The sequence below is a fragment of the Nitrospinota bacterium genome, assembly GCA_035528715.1.
Classification (GTDB): domain Bacteria; phylum JADFOP01; class JADFOP01; order DATKYB01; family DATKYB01; genus DATKYB01.
Genome location: DATKYB010000120.1, coordinates 1 through 22,684 on the forward strand (window position 1 = coordinate 1; position 22,684 = coordinate 22,684).

The following is a 22,684-nucleotide window of genomic DNA, read 5'->3' on the forward strand; positions in this document are numbered from 1 at the left end:
ATTAATTAAAAAGAAGGGAGTATAGGGGAATCTCCTTTTTATCCCCTTCTTCAGTTTTATTTGAACCCCAAAAACCATAAATAGCCAATATAAGCTTAATGATTAATCTCTAACTCCTGAATCTTCTTCTTTATTTCTACCACTATCTTCCCATCCTTTTCTCTCTTTAAAATCTCCATAAGATGATTGAGGCCCCTTTTTTTATTATTAAGTTTATAAATATAGATATCTGCTAGGATATAATGAATCTCTATCAGATTATTATTAAGCTCCAATGCTTTTTCATATTGAGATACAGCCTCTTTAAACCTCTGCTTTTGATAAAGGGCGCTCCCAAGATTGGCCCTCGCCTCTACTGAATCTGGCTGTATGTCCAGCGCTTTTTTAAATTCATCTATTCCTTTATCAATAAATCCCTTTTTGATATACAAAATGCCGAGATTCACCTTTGCTTCGTAATATTCAGGGTCGACCTCTAATGCCCTTTGATATGTACTCATGGCATCATCAATCAACCCCCTTTTCCCTAATACTTTGGCTAAATAAAAATAGGCATCGGCGTAGTCCGGCTTTATTCTCAATGCTTCCTCGAATTCAAACTCAGCAACATCCAGCATATTTTTCTTCAAATAGATTATGCCAATGTGTTTATGGGCCTTATAGTGTTTGGGATTTATCATCAATGTTATTCTATATTCTTTTTCAGCCTCGTCTAATAACCCCTTTTTTTCATACTCGAGGCCAAGGTTATAACGGGCCCTGAAACTTATAGGAGAATCATGAGCAGTTTTTGACCAGAGGGTAAAATCGTTCTTCCATACCGAATTTCTCTTTATGGTTATGGTGGAATAGAAAATGAGAAGCAGAACCACAGATGAAATAATAAAGCCTTGGTATATCTTTTTTACTCTCTTTTCGAGATTTCTATCAAAAAGAGCTGTAAAAAATATTCCCATAACCAATGAAAACCCTACAAAAGGAATATAAAGATATCTCTCAGCTAAAGGGTTTGCAATGGGAACGAGACTTAATACGGGTAGTAATGTTATAAAAAACCAGCAAGATGAAAAGAATATACTTTGAGAAAATCTGTAACTCTTCCAGATCAGAAGGAAGAAAAGGATCAATATGCATGTAGTGATAATCACGGGTAATTCAAAGAGAGATTTTGATGGTATAACTATATGATCCGCATTCAGATAAAGAGGAAAGACGACTAGCTTAATATAAGATAATACGATTCTCGGCAATGTGAATAAATCTATCCAGAAACTCCCTCCAGTATAATGAACCAGAGCTTCTGGGTTTTTGAAATAATAAAATCTTAGGAAGAGATAAAAGATTGTGATTAATATATACCCTGAATAATTTTTTATTATCTCTTTAATTTTAAAGTCCTTAAAACCTCTAAATGTAAAATCGTATAGGATGAGTATAAAAGGAAGGGTCAAGGCCATCTCTTTGCTGAGAAGAGAGAAAAGATACAATAATAATCCAAGGGAATAGTAAAATATATATCTTAATCCCCTCTCCTTACCCTCTTCTTCGAAATATCTCCTGGAAACAACTATATAGAGCATTAAGGAGGGGATGAAAAAGAAGAGGGCTAATAGATCCTCTCTGTAATTTATAGAATTGACTGCTTCTGTAAGAATAGGGTGAACCGCAAAGATGAGAGAGGCAATCACAGATGGAAGGATCCTCTTAAATAAAAACCTGTATGAAAAGAGATAAATGAATATTACATTGAGGGTATGAAGAATGATATTAACAAGATGATAACCAAAAGGATTTAATTTCCATATGGAATAATCCAGAAAATAAGTAAGGGTAACAAAAGGTCTATAGCTAAACTCATTAAATTTGAAAAGGTATTCTTTTAAAAAAAGATATTTTATATTTTTGAGGCTTTTTATCCATTTATTATAGACAATCAATCCTTGATCATCGTAAACAAAGGAGTTTTCTAATGAGTTATAATAGACAGCTAAGGAAATAAAAATAATAAAAATGATAACCCAGAACTCGACCCTAATTATCTTTTTGACTAACATATTTTATATCTATTCTGGTATGATGCTATACGTTACAAATTTTAATTAAAGATTATATCTATATTTTAAATACTTAAATAATTTTACTTAATGTAAATTATCATATATTTTATCATTATAAATAGTATTCTCTCTTGGCATTGCCAATATATTAATTTTTATCGTTTTTCTATCGTATGTATCTTCATTAGATTTGTCGTTCCCTTTACATACAAGGGCCAACCGAGCAAGATGACCAAAGAATCACCCCTTTTTGCAATCCTATCGGATATAAGAGATTTTTCTAATTCCATAATCAATTCATCTGTACCTTCTATAGGTCGCATAATCTTTGGCAATATACCCCAATAGAGATTTATCTTCCTTCTTGTCTCTTCATGAGGGGTATAAGCTATTATGGGTATGTTGGGTCTATACTTTGACATTAAGAGGGCTGTATAACCTGACTGCGTAAAGGTAACGATTGCCTTTGCTTTTATCTCATGCGCTGCAACAAATGCGGCATTACATACGGCATCGGGCTGGGTCAAGACTCCCCTATCTTCTGTTCTTCTTCGAAATATAAAACTTTGGCTGGCGTTTTTCTCAGTTACAGTAGCAATTGAGGACATCATCTTCACCGTCTCAACTGGATACTTACCCACAGCTGTTTCTCCTGAGAGCATAACAGCGTCAGTGTCATCAAATATGGCATTCGCGACATCAGATACTTCTGCCCTAGTAGGCCTTGGAGAATTGGTCATCGATTCGAGCATCTGGGTAGCAACGATTACAGGCACCCTAGCCCTATTGGCCTTTTGAATAATACCTTTTTGCGCAATAGGAACCATTTCAAGAGACATCTCTACACCCAAATCCCCCCTTGCAACCATAACACCATCGACCTCTTTTAAGATTTCATCTATATCATCCCGAACCTCGGGTTTTTCCAGCTTAGCAATTATCGGCACATACTTGCCCTTCTTTGACATAACCCTTTTTACTTCCTTTATGTCCTTAGCCCTCCTGACAAAAGAAACACCGATATAATCTACACCCTTTTCAATTCCAAAATTTAGGTCTTCGAAATCTTTTTTTGTCATTGAGGAGGCACTGATATCAACTCCGGGCAGATTTATGCCTTTATGGGGCTTAAGGACACCCCCGTCTATAACCTGACAGACTACGTCCCTTCCTTTTATTTTTTTAACCTTTAACTTCATAATTCCATCATCCAAGAGAATAGTGTCTCCTGGCTTTACATCCTTGTGGAGATTTTTATATCCAGTTGAGACAATCTGGTCATGACCCTTACCAATATTCCTTGTTGTAATAATAAGCCCCTTCCCCCTCTTTAATAAAACATAACCACCCTCTAAGTCTCCTACCCTGATTTTTGGTCCTTGAAGGTCAAGGAGTATGGGCACAGGCACATTTAATTCTTTGGAAACCTTTCTTATTATATCTATATTCCTGTCATGCTCTTCCATTTTTCCGTGGGAAAGATTGATTCTTGCCATATTCATTCCAGCTTTAATAATATCTTTTATTTTCTGTTTGGAACGAGTAGCCGGACCAATCGTGCAAACAATCTTTGTCCTTCTATTGCTCATAATTTTCTCCTTATTTTGAATATAGACATTTTAAAAAATACGAAAAATTATAATATCTTGATTAAAAAAAGTCGAGTTTTTACTCAATAATTATGGGAAAATTAAAGAATTTTTAATAATGTCTTTTACATTTCTATCGAGAGTTTAGTGAAAATTCCTTGGAAGTTTAATATCTATATGATAAGCTCTATTTAATCTAATTAATCTAAACATTACCACAATTTAAAAAACCTATAAATTTTATTTGAATACAACACCCTCAAGATTATTTCAAAATATTGGATAAAAAATTTAAAATATCTCGTAATACTATAGTTTGTTTGTTTCTTATATTTGCTACCCTCTTGGTCTTCTGGCAGATAAAGAACCACGACTTTGTTAACTATGATGACAATAGATATATTACTGAAAACCGTCATGTTCAGGGTGGACTCACTGTTGAAGGGATTATCTGGGCTTTTACGACTACATATGCTACCAACTGGCATCCCTTAACATGGCTCTCTCACATGCTGGATATTTCTCTTTTTGGTTTGAATCCAGGTTATCATCATCTCATGAATCTCCTCTTTCATATAGCCAACACCCTCTTATTATTTTTTATTCTCAGGAGGATGACAGGAGAGGTATGGAAGAGCGGTTTTGTTGCCGCTCTCTTTGCTCTGCATCCCTTGCATGTGGACTCAGTGGCCTGGATAGCAGAGAGAAAGGACGTTCTTTCCACCTTTTTCTTTATGCTTACTCTCTTGGCGTATGTCTTTTATGTAGAAAAGCCGGTTTTCAGAAGATATCTCTTTGTATTCTTCTTTTTTGTTTTTGGGCTTCTGTCCAAGCCTATGCTGGTTACCCTTCCCTTTTTACTTCTTCTTCTGGACTATTGGCCCTTATCTCGCTTTGAGTCTAACAAAGATAAATCAAAAGCTAAGATACCTCTTCATCTGATATGGGAGAAGATTCCCTTATTTGCTCTATCCTTTTTATCGAGCATTGTGACCTTCTTTGCTCGGCAGCATGGTGGGGCTGTAAAATCTCTAGAATTATTTCTATTGAATATAAGGATTGAAAATGCCCTTATTTCCTATCTGAGCTATATTGGAAAGATGATCTGGCCATTTAACCTGGCTGTCTTTTATCCTCATCCTGGCAATAATTTACCTTTGTTGAATGCCTTTTTAGCTCTCCTTTTTTTGCTTTTTATAACTGTTTTCGTGATGCGGAAGATAAAAAAGCTCCCTTATCTTTTTGTGGGATGGTTCTGGTATGTTGGGACGCTTGTTCCTGTTATCGGTTTGATCATGGCTGACCGATACACGTATATATCCCTTATCGGTATTTTTATCATGATTGCCTTTGGTATTCCTGATGTTTTGAAGAAATGGCAATATCAGAGGATTTTTCTTTCCCTATCAGCAGGGGGAATCCTTTCAATCCTTATGGTACTTACATGGATTCAGGTAGGCTACTGGAAGAACAGCATTACTCTTTTTGAACATGCGCTCAATGTAACTTCTAATAACTACCTAGCGCACAATAACTTAGGGGTCGTTCAGGCAAGGCGTGGAAAGCTTAACGAAGCTATTACTCATTATCATGAGGCATTGCGGATAAAGCCTGATGATACAGATACGCATAATAACTTAGGTTTTGCTCTAGCCCAACAGGGAAAACTTGAAGAAGCAATTTTTCATTTTAAAGAAGCGATAAAAATAAATCCTGATAATGAGTATGCACAGATAAACATGGGGACTGCTATGGCGCATCAAGGGAGGTTAGGGGAGGCCATTTTCCATTTTAAAGAAGCGGTAAGAATAAATCCTGATAATGAGACAACACATAAAAATTTAGCAGTTGCTTTAATCAATCAAGGAAAGATAGATGAGGCCATTTTCCATCTTAAAGAAATGGTAAGAATAAACCCTGATAATGGAACGACACATAACAATCTAGGGGTTTTTTTGGCTCGACAGGGGAAGCTTAAAGAAGCTATTTTTCATTTTCGAGAAGCGTTAAAGATTAATCCTGAAGATATGGAAGCACGTAAAAACCTGGAAAGTATTATGTCAACGATAGAGGATTCTCGATGAATAGAAACTCACTTATCGAGAATAATTAAGAAAAATCTTGTAATATATAAGCGAATTTTTCTATTATACTTCCTATGTTTTGCTTGACCTTTTTAATTTAATAATATATTTTTCTTCCAATTTTCTAATAATTTGTTGAAAAAGTAAATTTTTTGATTTTTGAATAAGAGTGGTTTTGTTATGAAACCCCATGTTGTAATTTTAGGAGCTGGTATTTCAGGACTAAGCTTAGCTTGGAAACTGATGACTCATGGCATTCAAGTTGATGTTCTTGAATCAAACCCATTTGTAGGAGGTCTTGCAGGTACAGTTCGTGAAGATGGATACTGTCTCGATTTCGGACCCCATTCCTTTTTTTCTGAAAATGAAGAAATCTTGGATACAGTTTTCAATCTATTTGATAGGAAATTAGAACCCAAGCCCAGAGAGGTAAAATTCTACTATAATGGTAAATATCTTGATTACCCACTAACATCTGTTAATGTTCTCTTTCAAATGGGTATTACTTCCGGTTTACGGTCAGGTTTGAGTTTTCTGAAAAACAAGATTATTCCACGAAAACACAATCCTTCTGAAAAAGAAGAGGAAACAGTAGAAGATTGGGCAATTGCAAACTTCGGAGAACATCTTTATCAAACTTTCTTTAAACCATATACTGAACAGTTCTGGAAAGTATCCTGTAGGGAACTATCTTCTCATTCTATTCCAACGCATACGCGAATGAGTTTTGCTAATACTTGCCGCCTCCTATTGCACCGACGCTTTACCAAGGATGGATCTTCACTGATCGAGCGCGAGATGTTGCCCACTTACTACCCTAAAACAGGATTTGGGGAAATTGCTGAAAGAATCGCAAAAGAAATTACCAAAAATGGCGGTAATATCCATTTAGATTGCCAAGTAACTGAAATTTCTGAGCTTTCTAACAAAGCGTGTGTTTACTATAAGCAAAATGGTCAGCAGAAAGAAACAGAGGGTTCTTATGTCGTTTCGACGATTCCTCTCCACCTCCTAATTAAGATGCTAAATCCCTCCCCTGGATCTGAAGTTCTCCTATCAGCTGAGAAGCTCGATTATAGAGCATTGATTGTATTAGGAATGATTACAGAAAAACAGGATATTTTGGATTGTAACTATATATATGTACTGAATCGTCCTTATAATCGAATTACAGAGATGAACAAATTTAGTCCACATACCAGTCCACCCACTGATAATATTATTGCCGTTGAAATTCCAACCCTAAAAGAAGGGGCAGCATGGACTGCAAGCAAAGAGGAGCTATTTGATATGTGCATTGGAAGCTTATCAGAGGACGGCTTTCTTGGACCTGGAGATGTCAAGAAACTCTTTCTGGTAAAGACTCCTTATGCTTATCCGGTATATCGTAAAGATTATAAAGTGCATTTAGACCGATTGCTTTCCTGCATACAGCAACATGAACGTCTGGCAACACTTGGACGAACTGGTGAATTTATCTACATGGATGCAGACATTTGTATGAAAAGGGCTTTCAAGTTTGCTGATGATCTGCAGAAAAATTTAATTTAGCAGTTTTCACTTTCTGATCCTATCTGAGATTACAGTACTAAGAAGCTAAAGTATCTTTTCAGGTAATTATAATAAAATTCATTCTGAAGGAATACTTTAGATCATAATTCATTCTGAATAAAATCTTTTGTCACTTCACATACGTATTCTACCTGTCCCTTTGTTAGGTGAGGCCCTATGGGAAGGCTTATAACTTCATCTGATAATTTGTTTGTTAAGGGAAATTTTTTACTTAGATGTTTAGATTCTTTATAAGCATCTTGTTTATAAGGCGGAATAGGGTAATGGATAAGATGACCGATATTATGCTTGTTAAGATATGAAATCAATTTTTCCCTCTTGCCTGTTCTTACAACAAAAAGATGCCATATGTGTTTATTCTCTTTCAGACATTCGGGCACAATAAAATTTTTACTTTTATCAGGATTTAAATGCTCCGTGTAGTAATGAGCGATCTCATTCCTTTTGGCATTCCACTGATCTAAGTATCTTAATTTTATTCGTAAAATCGAGGCCTGAATTTCATCTAACCGACTATTTACGCCTTTTATTGTATTATAGTATTTCTTCTCTGAACCATAATTCCTGGCAACACGGATATATTCAGCAACAGATCTATCATTCGTAGTCACAGCTCCTCCATCACCGTGAGCACCGAGGTTCTTGCTCGGATAAAAGCTAAAACCTGCTGCGTGACCAAGAGCCCCGGCTTTTTTACCAAAATGTTCAGCCCCATGTGCTTGAGCAGCATCCTCAATTAGCTTTAGGTTATATCTCTCACAAATTGGTTTGATTCTTTTTATATCTGCTGTCTGGCCGTAAAGATGGACTGCGATGACAGCCTTTGTTTTTTCTGTTATTACAGCTTCTATGCTAGCTGGGTCTATGTTATAGGTTTTCTCATCCGGCTCTACAAATACGGGAGTTGCTCCTACGTTACTGACAGCAAGAACAGTCGCTATATATGTATTGGCAGGAACAATAACCTCATCTTCTGTTCCAATTTGATAAGCTTTTAATGTCAGCTCTAACGCGGAGAGGCCGCTCCCTACAGATACACAGTATTTACTCCCACAATACGATGCAAATTCTTTTTCAAATAACTCAACGTTTTCCCCAAGAATATACCAACCACTTTCTAAAACTTTTTTAACGGCGTCCTCTATCTCCTCTTTTATTTCTAAATAAGACGAGCTGAGATCAAGAAAATCAACTTTCATCTTTTAAAAACGCCTCTTAAAAAAATTAAATATTATTTAGCAACAAACATTCTTTCTTTCTGACTCCTTCATACTACATATTATTTTTAATAATAGAAAAATTTATATTCTGTAATTTCTCTATTGTTTCTTTTATGCCTTCATTAAAACTATTGCAATACGTAAACCCTCGTTCTAAAGATTTTTTATTAGAAACATGATAAGAGAGCTGATTCATAATTGGGGAATCAACAAATTTTATCTTAATATCTGGGATATAGAGTTTTATTGCATCGAGAATGTCTTTAACGGTTAAATTCGTAGTCACAATATTGTATATTTGGCAGTCAAAAATTTTGTTATTGATGATATAATTAATAGCTTTGATGCAGTCATTTAAACCACAATAGGGCCTCATTTGATTCAATGCAGTTTTCCAGACAGTAATATCCTTTCCGGAAGAGGCCTGCCATATAAATTTATTTACAGCAGTATGAAATCTCATTCCAATAGAATATCCAAAAATCGTCCCGAGTCTAAGTATAATAAAAGGAAATCCTTTTTCTTTAACTAATGACTGTAAAAATTTCTCGCCGTAAAGCTTTGACTCTGCATAAGGGCTTTGAGGATTTAAGTCCGATTCTTTACAATTTTCATCAATTCTATCATCTTGAGAACCATACACACTTGTTGTAGAAAAGAACATTAAGGAACGTTTATATTTTGCACAGAGTTGAGCAATATGATCAACCCCTTTTTTGTTGACTTTATCAATTAAGTCGGCATATTGAAAGCTTGATTCAGCACCCGTTATAGCAGCGAGGTGAATTACAAAACTGGAATCTTTGATTATTGGTTCTATCTCATCTGATAGAATGTCCATTTCATAAAAACAATAATTTATTCCTGATGGGAGATTAAATAACGAGGAATATCTCTGGGTAAAAAAGTTATCGATGAGATAAACCTTGTCGACAGACGAAATAGATAAATTACGAATCAGCTTTGAACCGATATGGCCAAGGGCTCCTGTAATACAGATATTCATGTTATTTATCCTTTTTTTTGCTTCTCAATTCTTTTGCCTCGATAACTTTTTTTGTTTCAATTAATCCTTCTCTCAAGGTATATTTTGGTTCCCATTGTATTTCATAAAAGAGTTTTGCTCCGCCAATGATCACGCTATCAATCTCAACACGCTTTTTTATGTCTGGCCAATCTATTCTCACAACTTTTCCTCGGCCAAAAACTGATATAATTTCTTCTGCGATCTCTCGAACAGAGTAGTGCTCTCTATGGACCGCAAAATAAACATCCCCAAAAATCTCTTTATGAAAAATGCACTGATAGAGCAAATCTACAGCGTCTTCAACATACATAACATTTCGCGTTTGCTTGCCGTCCCCATAGATAGTAATTTTTTTACCATCCTGCGCGAGAGAAATAAAATAGTTTATAAAGCCAAACTCGGGATAACCTTTACCATAAGGCCCATAAAGATTTGCAAATCTAAGAACCAGAGTTTTCAGGTCATAAACACGATTGTATATATAATGATACTTTTCTGCGACGCCTTTATTTGCAGAATAGATATCCAAAGGAAACTCGCCATGGGCTTCACTCACTACCTCTCCAACGGCTTTCCCAATTACTGTGCTACTAGAAGCATAGATGACTAAAGCATTCTTGTTATATTTCCTGATAGCTTCCAATAATGTCAAGTTGCCTAAACAGTTAATTTCAGTATCAAAAAAAGGATCTGTAAGAGATAGAGAATGAGATGTTTGAGCAGCGCAGTTAAAAATCACACCTTTATCTCTCACCACCTCTTTCATCAAGTCACTATCTCGCATATCGCCTTTAATAAATGTTATGGACATCATGAACTCATCTAAATTATCGAGGGTGCTTTTTAATCGAGGGTCGAGGGAATCAACAACAGTAATATTATATTGATCTTCCTGTAGTAACCGTCTGATCAAATTAATTCCTAAGAATCCAGCTCCTCCCAATATTAAAATATTCATACTTTAGACTCCTTAAGAAAATAGTTTATAGTCCTATCAATCCCCTCTCCCAAAGAGATTTTTGCCTTCCAGCCAGTAAGCGAGCTGAAACGGTTAGTATCAGCTACAAAATTTCGGTATTCAATCTGTGAAATATCTTCTGGTGGAGAAATGAACGCAACCTCAACATTTCTTTTTGTTTTTTTCATAACCTTATCTTTAATAATATTTACTGCATCTTTAATTGTTGAACCTATACCACTGCCGATTACATAATAATTCCCTCTTAAAGCATCAATTTTTACTCCAGCTAATAAAAATGCCTCTGCGACATCATCAATAAAAATATAATCTCTTATAAAATTTCCATCGCCATAGATTGTCAAAGGCTCACCTTGAAGTGCCTTTCGAATCATTATGTTTAAAATACCGCGATCAGCGCTACTGCTTCTGGGACCTGGACCGTACACATTAGAGAGTCGTAATGTCACAGCATGATTTCCCAATTGATTACTATAAAATTGAAGATATTTTTCTGCGGCAAGCTTATTAATATCATAAATCGTAATAGGAACGTCTTTGAAACTTTCATTAACAGGGTAGATACTTGTAAAACCCACTTGGGTTACTGTTCCAGAAAAAATAATGTGAGGAGAGAGATCATTTTTTATACATGTCTCTATAATATTCACAACAGGCAGTAAATTAACTTCTACATCCAGAGATGGATTATCGTTAGCCACGCTTGAACTTGTTTGAGCTGCAAAATGAAAAAGAACATCAACACCACTTAAAAGGTTCTTCCAAATATCTTTCTTTCTGATATCAGCTTTAACTACAGAAATTTGAGCAGCCCCCTTAGAAAAATTAACTGCTTTACGATTTTCTTTAGTCACAATAATAATATTACATGATATCTTGTTTAAAACACTGACAACCGAAGAGCCAATATATCCAAATCCACCGGTAATCAGTATCGTTTTATCTTTATAATATTTTAAATGGCTGAATTTTTCTGACATCGTTATTTTATGGGGGGATTTGATTTCCAATCATAATCAATTTCTGGATCGTCATGAGGTATTCTCAACTCGTCCTCAGGATCGTATTCTCTGTTTGTTACATATAAAATATACATAGGACCGTTAATAACTTTATATCCGTGAGCCACTCCAGGTGGAACCTTAACAACCTTAAGACCTTGTGTTTCTCCCATTAAAATCTCTATCTTTGCCTTATACGTTGGTGAATCTTCTCTTGTATCATACAAAACCAGTTTCAAATCACCAACCACTACACACATCCAGTCTGTCTGTTTCTTGTGAAGATGCCAGGCTTTGGTAACACTAGTATATACCATGGAATAGCTCAACTGAGCAAAGCTCTCCTGAAAAAAACCTTCAGAATGGCGAATAATCTCGGAAAAAAAACCCCTCTCATCTTTGTGAAGTATTAACTCCTTAATTTCTACCCCTTCAATTTTTACAGACAATTTTTCCTCCTTAAGGTATTATTTTATTGATAGCTCAGGAAAGTAGGTAATAAATTTCCCTTCCCTTTTTCGATAATTTCCCTCTTTATTAAGAATTTCTTTTTCATGATTCCATGCTAAAAGGAGGGTATAAGGCGGATTATCATTTATAAAAAATTCATGGGACTTCACAGGAATATGCATTCCTGGAGTATATTTGTTGATCTTTGTAGGTGTAATATCAGAAATATAATCAATTATATCTGGACCAATTCCAGCGTAGTTGAGCAATGTAGTGCTTTTAGAAGTCGCTCCGTATCCTGCAATGCGATTACCAGCCCTCTTTAGCTTTAAAAGAGTATTTTTTAAATCTTTGCAGATATGATTTACATTGTCTCTAAAGTTTAAATAACCATCCGGTTCATAGAGTTTAAATCTTTTCTCATCGGACAGATACTCTTTGATTCTATCCGACACAATCTTTTGGTTACCTTTTTTAAGATAATATCTCATAGAACCGCCGTGAACATCCTGATGAACCATATCAACTAACTGCATACGATGTCTCTTTGCTAATTCTGAAACTGACAAGCCAAAAAAATAATAAATATGCTCATCATATATCTGATCAAAGGAGGTTTTCTTAATAACATCAAGAAGATAAGGATCTTCAAAGAAGAATATTCCCTTATTTTTTAATAAAATATTAATTCCATCAAAAACAGAATTGATGTCTTCAATATGACACATAACATTCGAGCCGCATATCACATCCGCCTGACCATATTCTTTGACAATCTCTCTGGCAATATCGCTATTAAAAAATTTCTCCAAAACCTCAATGCCTTTTTCTCTGGCCAGTAGAGCAACATTTTTAGAAGGCTCCACTCCAAGGTGCCGAATTTTCTTGGCTAAAATATGCCTTAGCATTATACCGTCGTTGCATCCAAGCTCCACGACAAAAGGCGATTCGTTTGATGAAATCATGGTTGCAATTTCGTTTGCTATTTCTTCAAAATGTATTTCCATCGCGATAGAAGTAGATGAAATGAAATGGTAGTTTTCGTTAAACATCATATCTGGCCTCACAGTTTCTCCTAACTGAACCATAAAGCAGGTTGTGCAAATATCTATTTTTAATTCATAAGTAAATTCTTCATCAGAGACGCTGGTTATAAAACCATTCGCGATGGGCATTTTCCCAAAAGATATGATTGATTCAGTCTTATAACCGCATACCTTGCACCTGCTCATTCAACTCTCCTTGGTTTCAACCTAAAGAGCTTATAGCATAGGGAAGGTTTTAAGTCAAAAGTTAAAATTTAAGCTTTAAATGCCGTTTTTTCATTAGAAATCTAAGTATAGTTTTAGGGCACGTTTTTCTAAATATTATTTAAAAATATTTTATAAAGAAATACTGTTATAGAAAATTTAGTGTATTTTGAACCTATGAAAGTCTAAGATAGCACTAAAGAAAATTTCTTTGAAGTTTAATGTTCATATGTTAAACTTTATTTAATAAGATTATCAAAGACATAGAACTATTAGCTTACATTTGAAGAACTAAAAAATATCTTAATAATTTACTTTAAATATAATATTTTAAGTCTCTGGTTAATATGAGTATTTTTTATTTATTTTAAAATAAATATTATGAGAGATAGCTGTTAGTTTTAGATTGTCAGTTTCAAAAAATCTTGATTATCGTAACTCCTTTTTTGGAGAACGATCCTATACTTCATATAATGAATAAAAAATTCAACATATATCGTGATACTGTAGTTTGTTTGTTTCTTGTTTTAGCTATTCTTGTCGTTTTCTCTCAAGTAAAGAGTTATGACTTTGTGAGCTATGATGATGATGTATACATCACAAAAAACCGTCATGTTCAGGGTGGACTCACTGTTGAAGGGATTATCTGGGCTTTTACGATTGCACATTCTGGCAACTGGCATCCCTTGACATGGCTCTCTCACATGCTGGATATTTCTCTTTTTGGTTTGAATCCAGGTTATCATCATCTCATGAGTCTCCTCTTTCACATAGCCAACACCCTCTTATTGTTTTTTATTCTCAGGAGGATGACAGGTGAAATTTGGAAGAGCGGTTTTGTTGCCGCTCTTTTTGCTCTGCATCCCTTGCATGTGGAGTCAGTGGCCTGGATAGCAGAGAGAAAGGACGTTCTTTCCACCTTTTTCTTTATGCTAACGATATTGGCGTATGTCTTTTATGTAGAAAAGCCGGTTTTAAGAAGATATCTCTTTGTATTCTTCTTTTTTGTTTTTGGTCTTCTGTCCAAGCCTATGCTGGTTACCCTTCCCTTTTTACTTCTTCTTCTGGACTATTGGCCCTTATCTCGTTTTGAGTTTAAATCAAAAGCTAAAAATTTCAAAGTCCCTCTTCATCTGATATGGGAGAAGGTTCCTCTATTTGCCCTTACAGCTTTATCAAGCATTGTGACCTTTTTTGCTGAGAAGCACGGAAAATCTGTAAGTTCATTAGAAATCTTCCCTATTAAGACCAGAATTGCTAATACTTTTGTTTCTTATGTAAGTTATATAGGAAAGATGATCTGGTCTCTAAATCTAGCGGTCTTCTATCCATACCCAGAGATATTCCCTATATGGCAAGTCATGGGATCCCTCTTGTTACTGGTCTGCATATCTTTTCTTGTAATCCGTCATGCTAGGAGTCTTCCCTATCTTCCCGTAGGGTGGCTTTGGTATCTGGGAACCCTTGTTCCTGTGATTGGTCTAGTTCAGATAGGTTCCCAGTCCATGGCTGATCGGTACACATACGTGTCTCTCATTGGTCTTTTTATTATGATTGCATGGGGGGTCCCTGATATCTTAAAAAGATGGCGCTATCAAAGAATTGTTCTTTCCGTATCTTTAGGAATAATTCTTTTGTTATTGATGATTTTTACATGGTATCAGACAATCAACTGGAAAAATAGCATTACCCTTTTTGAGCATGCTCTTAAGGTCACTACTCGCAATAACATAGCCCACAACAACCTAGGAACGGCGCTCGCTAGGGAGGGGAAACTCGAAGAGGCCATTTACCAATTTAGAGAAGCACTGAAGGGAAAACCCGATTTTTCAGATGCCCACTACAATCTTGGAACTGCTCTGGGTATACTGGGAAACCACGAAGAGGCCGTTTACCATCTCCGAGAAGCACTGAAAGGGGAAACCGGCCTCTCAGAGGTACACAACAAAATTGGAAGGCTATTAAGTCAACAGAAAAAGTTTAATGAAGCGATTTACCACTTTCAAAAAGCACTAGAGATTAATCCAGACTTTGCGAATGCTCATAACAACATAGGAATTGTTCTCGGGCAACAAGGAAGGCTTGAAGAAGCGATTTACCATTTTCGAGAAGCGCTGAGAACAAAGCCCTACTATGCAAAAGCCCATAACAACCTTGGTGTTACTCTGGGACAACAAGGAAAGCTTGAAGAAGCAATCTACCATTTCCAGAAAGCACTGGAAATCAACCCAGGCTTCAAAGATGCAGAGAATAACTTAAGAAAAACCCTGAGCCTAAAGAAAAAATTTTAAAGCTCCCCTCCTCTTTTCACCTTATCGCTATGCAGCAGTAAAAAACATTAAGGGGCTCATCAATCCTCCTCGCCGTCCCCCCCTTCATCAATCTCATCTACTGACTTCCAGCCAAAGAAAATGGTGGGGGTATTTTTATTGGAAAAACTCCCTTTATCAAATGAAATCCTTATTAATACTGTATCGTTATAGTTGTTATAATCGCTTGAGGTAGCTTGAATCGTAAACCTGTCATCTTCACCCGGTGCCTCTTCAACAATCTTTCTGATAATCAGTATCTGAAAACCATGCTTCCATTCAAGCTCTTTATCCAAAAGCTTTTTTATATCCCCAATATCCTTCCGATAGTAGAAATAGTCATCTGACAGGACCAGAACAGGGCCTCTTCCCCTGTCCAATGCCCCCTTCCTTTTTACAGGAATATCCTCGATAACCCCATCAGGCCTCTTGATACCGATATTACCGACCTGCTGATGAACGGGCTCTCCAATCCCCCCCTTAATCTCAAGCAAAACCTCCCTTGAACCATTCAAATCAAAAAGATGGATATCCGTCCATCCCCTGCTTTCATAAGGATAGTCAACCTTCCTTATCCTCGTTTTCTCCCCCAAATATCCCAATCCATAAGCTATTTCTCCAGGCTCCGAAATAACCTTATCTGACAGTGAAAAACTATCAATCTGCCTTTTATTACCCCATCCTATACCGAATATGGTATTCTCTACAACCCCGCTTTCTAAAGCTATCTCCAATGTTTTTGAGTAGGTACGCTGCGAGGTTTGGTGCTTTTGCATGGCAAAATTGTCCAGATTAGCTATCCTTACAATCTCATCGGCACAAAGAACCCTCAATGGAATCACTTCCAAAAAAAAGATAAAAAGAATGATAAGTCCCGTCTTCCCTTTCATATGATCTCTCACATACCCTTTCAATTGCATAATATATTCGATATAAATATAGGATTATAATTAAAAAAAACAAGAAAAAAAAGGCCCATAAGAAAAATCTTATGGGCCTTCCAATCTTCAAACAGTGAGACTAGAACTTGTAGGTAAAGTTATAGCCTAAGAACCATACATCATCAGGGCTTAAAGCACCAGTATTACTAGCGGTATCTGCTGTCTCCTTGAAGTAGTCGCCGGAAAACATGTAGGCGGCTACACCCCTTAAGCTCAGCTCCTTATAGACCTTGTAGTCAACAATCAGGTCAAGCTCGTTACCGATATCCTTGTTGCCGCGTTTGTATACATCTCTGTCGAATTTACTGGTTGAATAATAGACAGAGCCGTATTTGTCGGAATCTTCGGCTGCCATAACATTGGCAAACATGCCTGTCAGCTTAAGCTTGGAGGTCGGCTTGTAAACAGCCTTGGCACCTATCATGCTGACACCGTTATAACCGGCAGCCAGGAAATCACCGTTAGAATCCGAGAGACTGCCGCTATCAAAGCCTTTGTATCCGCTGACAATCATCATTCTTCTGAAGTCTTCTTTTCCTGTCTCGATATTTCTCCAGAGCTTTTCTTTCTCGTCATTAGGATTATTGTCTCCTGATGCATACTGGTAGAAAGCCTCGAGATATATAGGGCCAATATCACCGCCAACGGTTACATCAACTGCATAACCTTCCCAGTCGGTTACCAGAGTATTTGTACCTGATGTTGTTGCTCCGACGTCATAATCTCTCTCACCGTCCATAATGATCAGGTCAGCCGTGAACTTGAGAGGCACTTGGGTTGGGATCTTGCCATTTGCGGTGAGTCCATACCAGTATATATGATCCAGTGACCCAGGATTATCGGTCAGGGTATCATGTAGATTAGCCCTGTCGTTCGTATAGGTGACATGGCCGCCTATCCTGATATCCTTGGTAATGTTATAGAAAAGAATACCACCCATCACGTCTCTGTCTGCTGCTTGAGTTACATTTTCTTTATCCTTGTAGAAGTAAGCGATGAGCTTCCCATTTTTGAATTCATACTTTCCCTTGATACCAGCAGCGTCCATTCCCATGACTATGCCTTTCGGAAGGTCATAGGCAGGTACAGCACCCATCTGGAAGTTGAAGGCCTTGTTCCACGGGAGCTTGAAGTCAATGTACATCTGCTTTACTTCTACCATTGTGGCATCGTTATCATTACGAAACCCCTGCGAACTGCCGTAAGCGACTGTTGCAGTCTCCATCTCACCCATATATGAATCACCGATTTCAAAATAGAACACACCCTGCAGATCATCGCTCGCCTTTGCTGTCATCTTGAACCTTCCCCTCATGTCCATGACCTGCTGGGAGTCATTGCCCATGTCGTCCCTGTCAAGGTTATCAATTGACCAGCCTCTAAAGCGGATATCACCCTTAAAGCTGACTTTCGCCTTGGCCATGGAATCAACTGCAGTGAAGGCAAGAATCAAGGTCAGTGCTGCAAATACAACAAGAAACTTCCTCATACTTTAACCTCCTCCTTCAGAATTTTTGAAATAACTATCCAAAACCAGTAAGTAAAAATACTGCTAAATAAACCCCTCACCTCCTTTCTGATTAAGACATAATTATATTTCCAGTGACCCTATCGAAAAACCGTAGTCTGTAATTTTTATTAATTATATGATTTAAGAAGGTTTATTTAAATTGGGTGAACATTAACAAAAAAAATCTAAGCTGTCAAGGGTTTTTTTCGCCTGACATAAAATTTTTTAATTTCTCAATTCATGTCGTATACAATAATCATGCTCTCCTTCTCCTTAAGGTCTAATGTCCCCCTTTGAAAGGCGAGAACAGATACCAGTTCATCCTTGCCGTCATTATCAATATCTCCAATGGCAAAATCATTGATGGCTCCATTGGCGTTCTTAGCTCTCCAAACCTCGATAAGCCCGGCAGTATCCCATATCATATTGACCATCTGGGAATCATTATATCCGCTCAAACCTGCCAAAGCCTTGTATGTTGTCGGTATATTTCTCTGGATGATGACCTCTCCCAGGCCATCTCTATCTGTATCATAGATAAGGATACGACCCTTGATAGAAACCATGTTTTCTAAGCCAATAGGGTCAGTAGGTTTAGATATATCCCAACTCCTGCTCCCTTTATCCTCAAAAGAGAGTGAATATCCGCCGTAATACTCCCTGCTCAACCATTTCAAATCCCCCTTCCGGGAATAGAGACGAAGGTGATCATCATTATCAATCATCAAAATATCCTCTTGTCCATCCCTGTTAATATCATCAAGAACAAAGCCGTAAACGGTCCTTGTGACAGTTAATGGAATTCCTAATTCATTACCCCTTTTGAGCTTGTTTCCGTTCCAGGTGTAGTGATACATATATTTTGAGAAAAGGGATCCTTGACCCATGGGTTGGCCTATTAGAAAGGGCTCTTTGCGGTATGGCTTAAGAACCCTCAAAAAGAAAGGAAGGTCTTTGGCAATCTTTTTATAACTATTCCCCTTATTTTCTATCACAAAAGATTTGATAAACTCCCCGTTGATGTTTGAGATATAAATCTCTTCAACCCCATTCTTGTTGATATCGGCCACATCCAGGGAAATAAAACCATCGGTTCTTTTCTCAGTATAGGAGTAGATTCTCTGCAGCTTTGAACCCTGTGCCTGGTATACCTCAAGCCTGTTTCTAAAAATTATTACCACCTCTTTAAGACCATCTCCGTTGACATCTCCAATAGCAATATTCCTTATCTCCGTTTGAAAGAGACGGCTCTTCCACAGACCCTCCTGCTGGAAAATATACTTCCCAGCTTGACTTTGAAAGACGAACTGGGGATTGACTGGCGAACTCATCTGGCCAGTGGTTTGACCCGTAGAAAAACGAGGTTGATAGGTTGCAGGGGGCATCCCCATAGACGCCATTCTTGTGGGAAGCTCTTTCACAATAGCATTTGTAGCAAAGATGCTCGAATGATCCTTCAGGGAAAAAATCTCTGAATCGACCACCTGCTTCCCTTTCAAATCTCTTGTGATATTGACGAGGAGAAAATCTGAGTTTACAATCTGCTTTATCCTGACAAGATCCCTCGATGGGAGAAAATTTTTGATATCAATATTATTTTCTAATAGGGCGACTTGGAATTTATCCTTGTCATAAATCTCAAATCTTTTTGTCTCTTTTAATGCGTTTACCATCTCTTCTGTTATAGTATCTGTGTCCAGATCTTGCTTTGATTTATTGATGAAGGGAAGAACGGCTATCTCTATCCTCGTAGCGGTTATTCTCACCTTATCACCCCTCTGGATTTTTTTACCCTTTAGCTCTGAAACCACCCTTGCATTAGAATACTTTTCTGCAATCCTTGTTATCTCTATTTTTCCGATCTCCTCCTCAAATCTTCCCAAAACCTCTCCTGACAATGGATGTCTGAATTCTTCCCCTTCCCTAAAGACCGCCATGATGTTCCCATCAGCTATGTTATCGCCATACTTCAGATCCAAGAAAAGCTCTCTTCCTTTTACAGAAACGATATAGCCCTCAACCTGAGGAAAGGTAGAAGCAAACTTTTTTGCTAGTTTCCTTAAAGCCTCAGAATAGTCGAGAACCGTGTTAGAACGAGGGTCTTTCTTGACAAGAAGGCTAGATGAGCCTGCGTAGACAGGGCTTGGATTGAGTTGTGCTTTCGGTTCAGAAGTGATGGGCACAGAAACCGGCTTTTTCATATCCTCAGGAATAGGATCACTTCCCGAAATCTTATTTAACTTCTTTTTGGTAGCAGAACATCCTGTGATAAAGACCACCGCAAGTAAAGCGATCAGAAAAAATGAAAATTTATGATATCTTGAAACTGGCCTGGACATCAAAAAACCTCTGTATTTTAAGGATACTTTAAATTACTATAATATTTTAATTAAAATATATAGTCAAGTTTTTTTGACCTCTCTTTTTCATGCCTGTTTTTACGCCTGTTTTTATGCCTGAAGTGATTTTATTGATTGGTTTTTATTCATCTTTTTTTCAAAATTAAAATTTTAAAATCATATATAGAAATTTGATATATATCTATATTTCCCTTGACATAAAATCATTTCTCTCTTTATAATTGAAAACCTAATCTCATACAGATTGGGAATTTTTTTATCTGGATTATCTTTTTCCCATCGAAGCTTAAGGAGCAAAAAAATGAAAAATGCGATAAGAGTATTTTTTTGGACAATTATCCTTTTTGGCCTAACCCTAACTCTCTCCTATGCCCAAGAAATTGAAAGCGCATCAAAAGATTCTCAATGGGTTATCATATCCCTCTTTAAGAGGGGGGGTATCACCATGTATCCTATCTTTTTCTGTTCTGTACTCTCTCTGGCTATATGTCTGGAGCGCCTTTTTTATCTGAGAAAAAAGAGGATCGTCCATCCCGAATTTTTAGAAAATATCCAGAAGTACTGGTACAGGCATGAAACAAATAAAGCCATTTCAACGTGTCAAAAATATGATATATCGATTTCAAAGATCCTCAGGGCTGGTCTCTTAAGGTTTGGTCATGGCTTTAGAGAAATTGAGAGGGCAATTGAAGCGGCTGGACAGCATGAAACCTCTCTTCTCGTATCAAACCTGAGGATATTGGGTGCTATCGCCAATCTGGCACCGATGCTGGGTCTTCTCGGAACCGTTTTAGGAATGATCAAGGCCTTTAACGTTATCTCTCAAAGTGGAACAGGAAACCCAGGGCTTGTTGCCAGCGGTATATCTGAGGCATTGATAACAACAGCAGCTGGCCTCATGATAGGGATACCTACACTCGCAGCCTACCACTATTTCAGAGGAAGGGTTGATAAATTCGTATTTGAAATGGAAGATATATCATTAAAGCTTTTGGAAGAACTGGTCTACCAACCTGAAAAGGAACAAAAGGAACAATAAAAAGCGGTAAGGGAAAATTATGATTTTCAAAAAAGAAGCAGAAGAGGATTACGGATTACAGTTAACTCCTCTCATCGATGTTATCTTTCTCCTTTTAATATTCTTTATGGTTTCAACGGCCTTTATCGATTTCACAAGGAGACTTGATATAAAGCTTCCCGAATCCAAGGCCGCAGATGTTATTGAAAAGGTCAAGAGCTTTGTTATCGAAATGGCTGTCGATAAAAAAATATATCTCAATAGCAAAGAGGTAACCCTAAATGCCCTCGAATCAGAATTAAAAGAATCCTCTAAAAAAGCAACCCATGTCTCTGTAATCATAAAGGCAGACAAAAGACTCCCCTATGGGAATGTTATTAAAGTAATGGGGATAGTAAAGGATGCAAAGATAAGAGATATCGGGGTTGCGGTGAAATAAAAGAGAGCTCAGTTAGATTAGGAGAATGAGCACTTTTAAGTTCAAAGACCCGCTAAAAATTCTTTATAATCGTTTTAGAAATCTTGCCATCCCTTATACGTAAAATAAAATGTTTCAGGCTGCTTTGGTTTAAAAAACCAATATGAACGTTTTATCTTCTTAGAGAGAGTTGAATACTGTCCAATTCTTGGTGGTGGTTCTACATCAATTGGTTTTTTCCATGTTAAAGCTAATGACTTTGGAGATGAAAAATAGCTAGTTAAGTCTTGATTCTTCATAATTTCTTTTACTGCTTTGAACTCACCATAAGTAGGGTGGTAGGGACTGTTATTATACCATCTGATATCATGAACAGAAACTAAGCCATTTTTTTTCACATATTTTAAGACATTATTTTTCCACCAATAACCAAAATCTTCTGAATGATCACTATCAATCAATAGATAATCTATCGTGCCAATTTGTTCAATAATTTTTGGGAAGGTAACCTTTACATCTCCCAAATAAAAAGAGAATAGATCTTCAAATCCTAAATCAATTGCATTTTGTTTGGCAACCTCCAAATGTCGGGGATTAATTTCAAAGCTGTGAAGATGACCAACCCTATTATCATAAAGAGCTTTCAATATAGATTGAGTACTATGACCTTTGCCACAGGATATTTCTACAACAACCCTTGGTTTTGTCTCTCTGATTAACATGTAACATATCTCACAATCAGCAATATCTTGTTGCCGACCATATTTTTTTTTATGTTTTCTATAATATTTCCAGTGTCCATATAGATTCCACTTATATTTTTTATATAAAGATAAAATAAATTCTTCATTAAGATATAATTTTTTTATCATTTCATGCCTTTACGATTAATTCATTTT

17 protein-coding genes are annotated in these 22,684 nt (G+C 36.8%); 5 read left to right on the forward strand and 12 right to left on the reverse strand.

Going from position 1 to position 22,684, the window contains the following annotated elements; genetic code table 11:
* Positions 1-95: 95 nt before the first annotated feature.
* Positions 96-2,054, reverse strand: coding sequence for a tetratricopeptide repeat protein (locus VMW81_08515; protein ID HUU50988.1), 1,959 nt, complete (start codon positions 2,052-2,054; stop codon positions 96-98).
* Between the two features lie 158 nt (positions 2,055-2,212).
* On the reverse strand, positions 2,213-3,646 hold the full coding sequence (gene pyk, locus VMW81_08520) for a pyruvate kinase (GenBank protein ID HUU50989.1): 1,434 nt from the start codon (positions 3,644-3,646) through the stop codon (positions 2,213-2,215).
* Between the two features lie 278 nt (positions 3,647-3,924).
* Here pyk and VMW81_08525 point away from each other — a divergent pair, with 278 nt between their 5' ends.
* Complete coding sequence (locus VMW81_08525) at positions 3,925-5,730, forward strand: tetratricopeptide repeat protein (protein HUU50990.1); 1,806 nt, start codon at positions 3,925-3,927, stop codon at positions 5,728-5,730.
* Between the two features lie 180 nt (positions 5,731-5,910).
* Positions 5,911-7,281, forward strand: coding sequence for an FAD-dependent oxidoreductase (locus VMW81_08530; GenBank protein ID HUU50991.1), 1,371 nt, complete (start codon positions 5,911-5,913; stop codon positions 7,279-7,281).
* A 101-nt stretch (positions 7,282-7,382) separates the two neighbouring features.
* On the opposite strand, the gene VMW81_08535 is transcribed toward VMW81_08530, so the two are convergent.
* From VMW81_08535 to VMW81_08560, 6 genes are all read right to left on the reverse strand, one after another.
* A complete protein-coding gene (locus VMW81_08535; protein ID HUU50992.1) occupies positions 7,383-8,501 on the reverse strand; it encodes a DegT/DnrJ/EryC1/StrS family aminotransferase in 1,119 nt (372 codons plus the stop codon).
* Positions 8,502-8,574: 73 nt separating this feature from the next.
* A complete protein-coding gene (locus tag VMW81_08540) occupies positions 8,575-9,528 on the reverse strand; it encodes an SDR family oxidoreductase (protein ID HUU50993.1) in 954 nt (317 codons plus the stop codon).
* A gap of 1 nt (position 9,529) precedes the next feature.
* Positions 9,530-10,507: an NAD-dependent epimerase/dehydratase family protein gene (locus tag VMW81_08545; GenBank protein ID HUU50994.1), complete on the reverse strand. Its 978-nt coding sequence runs from the start codon at positions 10,505-10,507 to the stop codon at positions 9,530-9,532.
* A complete protein-coding gene (locus VMW81_08550; GenBank protein ID HUU50995.1) occupies positions 10,504-11,508 on the reverse strand; it encodes an NAD-dependent epimerase/dehydratase family protein in 1,005 nt (334 codons plus the stop codon). Before VMW81_08550 ends, VMW81_08545 begins: the two co-directional genes overlap by 4 nt.
* A 2-nt stretch (positions 11,509-11,510) precedes the next feature.
* Positions 11,511-11,978 (reverse strand): dTDP-4-dehydrorhamnose 3,5-epimerase family protein, encoded by a 468-nt coding sequence (locus VMW81_08555; protein ID HUU50996.1) that lies wholly within the window; start codon positions 11,976-11,978, stop codon positions 11,511-11,513.
* 18 nt (positions 11,979-11,996) lie between these two features.
* Positions 11,997-13,211 (reverse strand): class I SAM-dependent methyltransferase, encoded by a 1,215-nt coding sequence (locus VMW81_08560; protein ID HUU50997.1) that lies wholly within the window; start codon positions 13,209-13,211, stop codon positions 11,997-11,999.
* 590 nt (positions 13,212-13,801) lie between these two features.
* On the opposite strand from VMW81_08560, the gene VMW81_08565 reads away from it, so the two are divergent.
* Positions 13,802-15,520: a tetratricopeptide repeat protein gene (locus VMW81_08565; protein HUU50998.1), complete on the forward strand. Its 1,719-nt coding sequence runs from the start codon at positions 13,802-13,804 to the stop codon at positions 15,518-15,520.
* A 59-nt stretch (positions 15,521-15,579) separates the two neighbouring features.
* Here the strand turns inward: VMW81_08565 and VMW81_08570 are convergent, their stop codons facing one another.
* From VMW81_08570 to VMW81_08580, 3 genes are all read right to left on the reverse strand, one after another.
* Positions 15,580-16,428, reverse strand: coding sequence for a hypothetical protein (locus tag VMW81_08570; GenBank protein HUU50999.1), 849 nt, complete (start codon positions 16,426-16,428; stop codon positions 15,580-15,582).
* Positions 16,429-16,558: 130 nt separating this feature from the next.
* Entirely contained in the window at positions 16,559-17,968 is a 1,410-nt protein-coding gene (locus tag VMW81_08575) for an alginate export family protein (GenBank protein ID HUU51000.1), read from the reverse strand.
* A gap of 254 nt (positions 17,969-18,222) precedes the next feature.
* Positions 18,223-20,328, reverse strand: a complete 2,106-nt coding sequence (locus tag VMW81_08580) for a VCBS repeat-containing protein (GenBank protein ID HUU51001.1) — start codon at positions 20,326-20,328, stop codon at positions 18,223-18,225.
* Between the two features lie 322 nt (positions 20,329-20,650).
* Here VMW81_08580 and VMW81_08585 point away from each other — a divergent pair, with 322 nt between their 5' ends.
* Both VMW81_08585 and VMW81_08590 read left to right on the forward strand, forming a co-directional pair.
* On the forward strand, positions 20,651-21,388 hold the full coding sequence (locus VMW81_08585) for a MotA/TolQ/ExbB proton channel family protein (protein ID HUU51002.1): 738 nt from the start codon (positions 20,651-20,653) through the stop codon (positions 21,386-21,388).
* Between the two features lie 19 nt (positions 21,389-21,407).
* The gene (locus tag VMW81_08590) at positions 21,408-21,806 is read left to right on the forward strand and encodes a biopolymer transporter ExbD (protein ID HUU51003.1); all 399 of its coding nucleotides are present in this window, start codon (positions 21,408-21,410) and stop codon (positions 21,804-21,806) included.
* Between the two features lie 74 nt (positions 21,807-21,880).
* Here VMW81_08590 and VMW81_08595 read toward each other — a convergent pair whose 3' ends face one another.
* Complete coding sequence (locus VMW81_08595) at positions 21,881-22,657, reverse strand: class I SAM-dependent methyltransferase (protein HUU51004.1); 777 nt, start codon at positions 22,655-22,657, stop codon at positions 21,881-21,883.
* Positions 22,658-22,684: the final 27 nt, after the last annotated feature.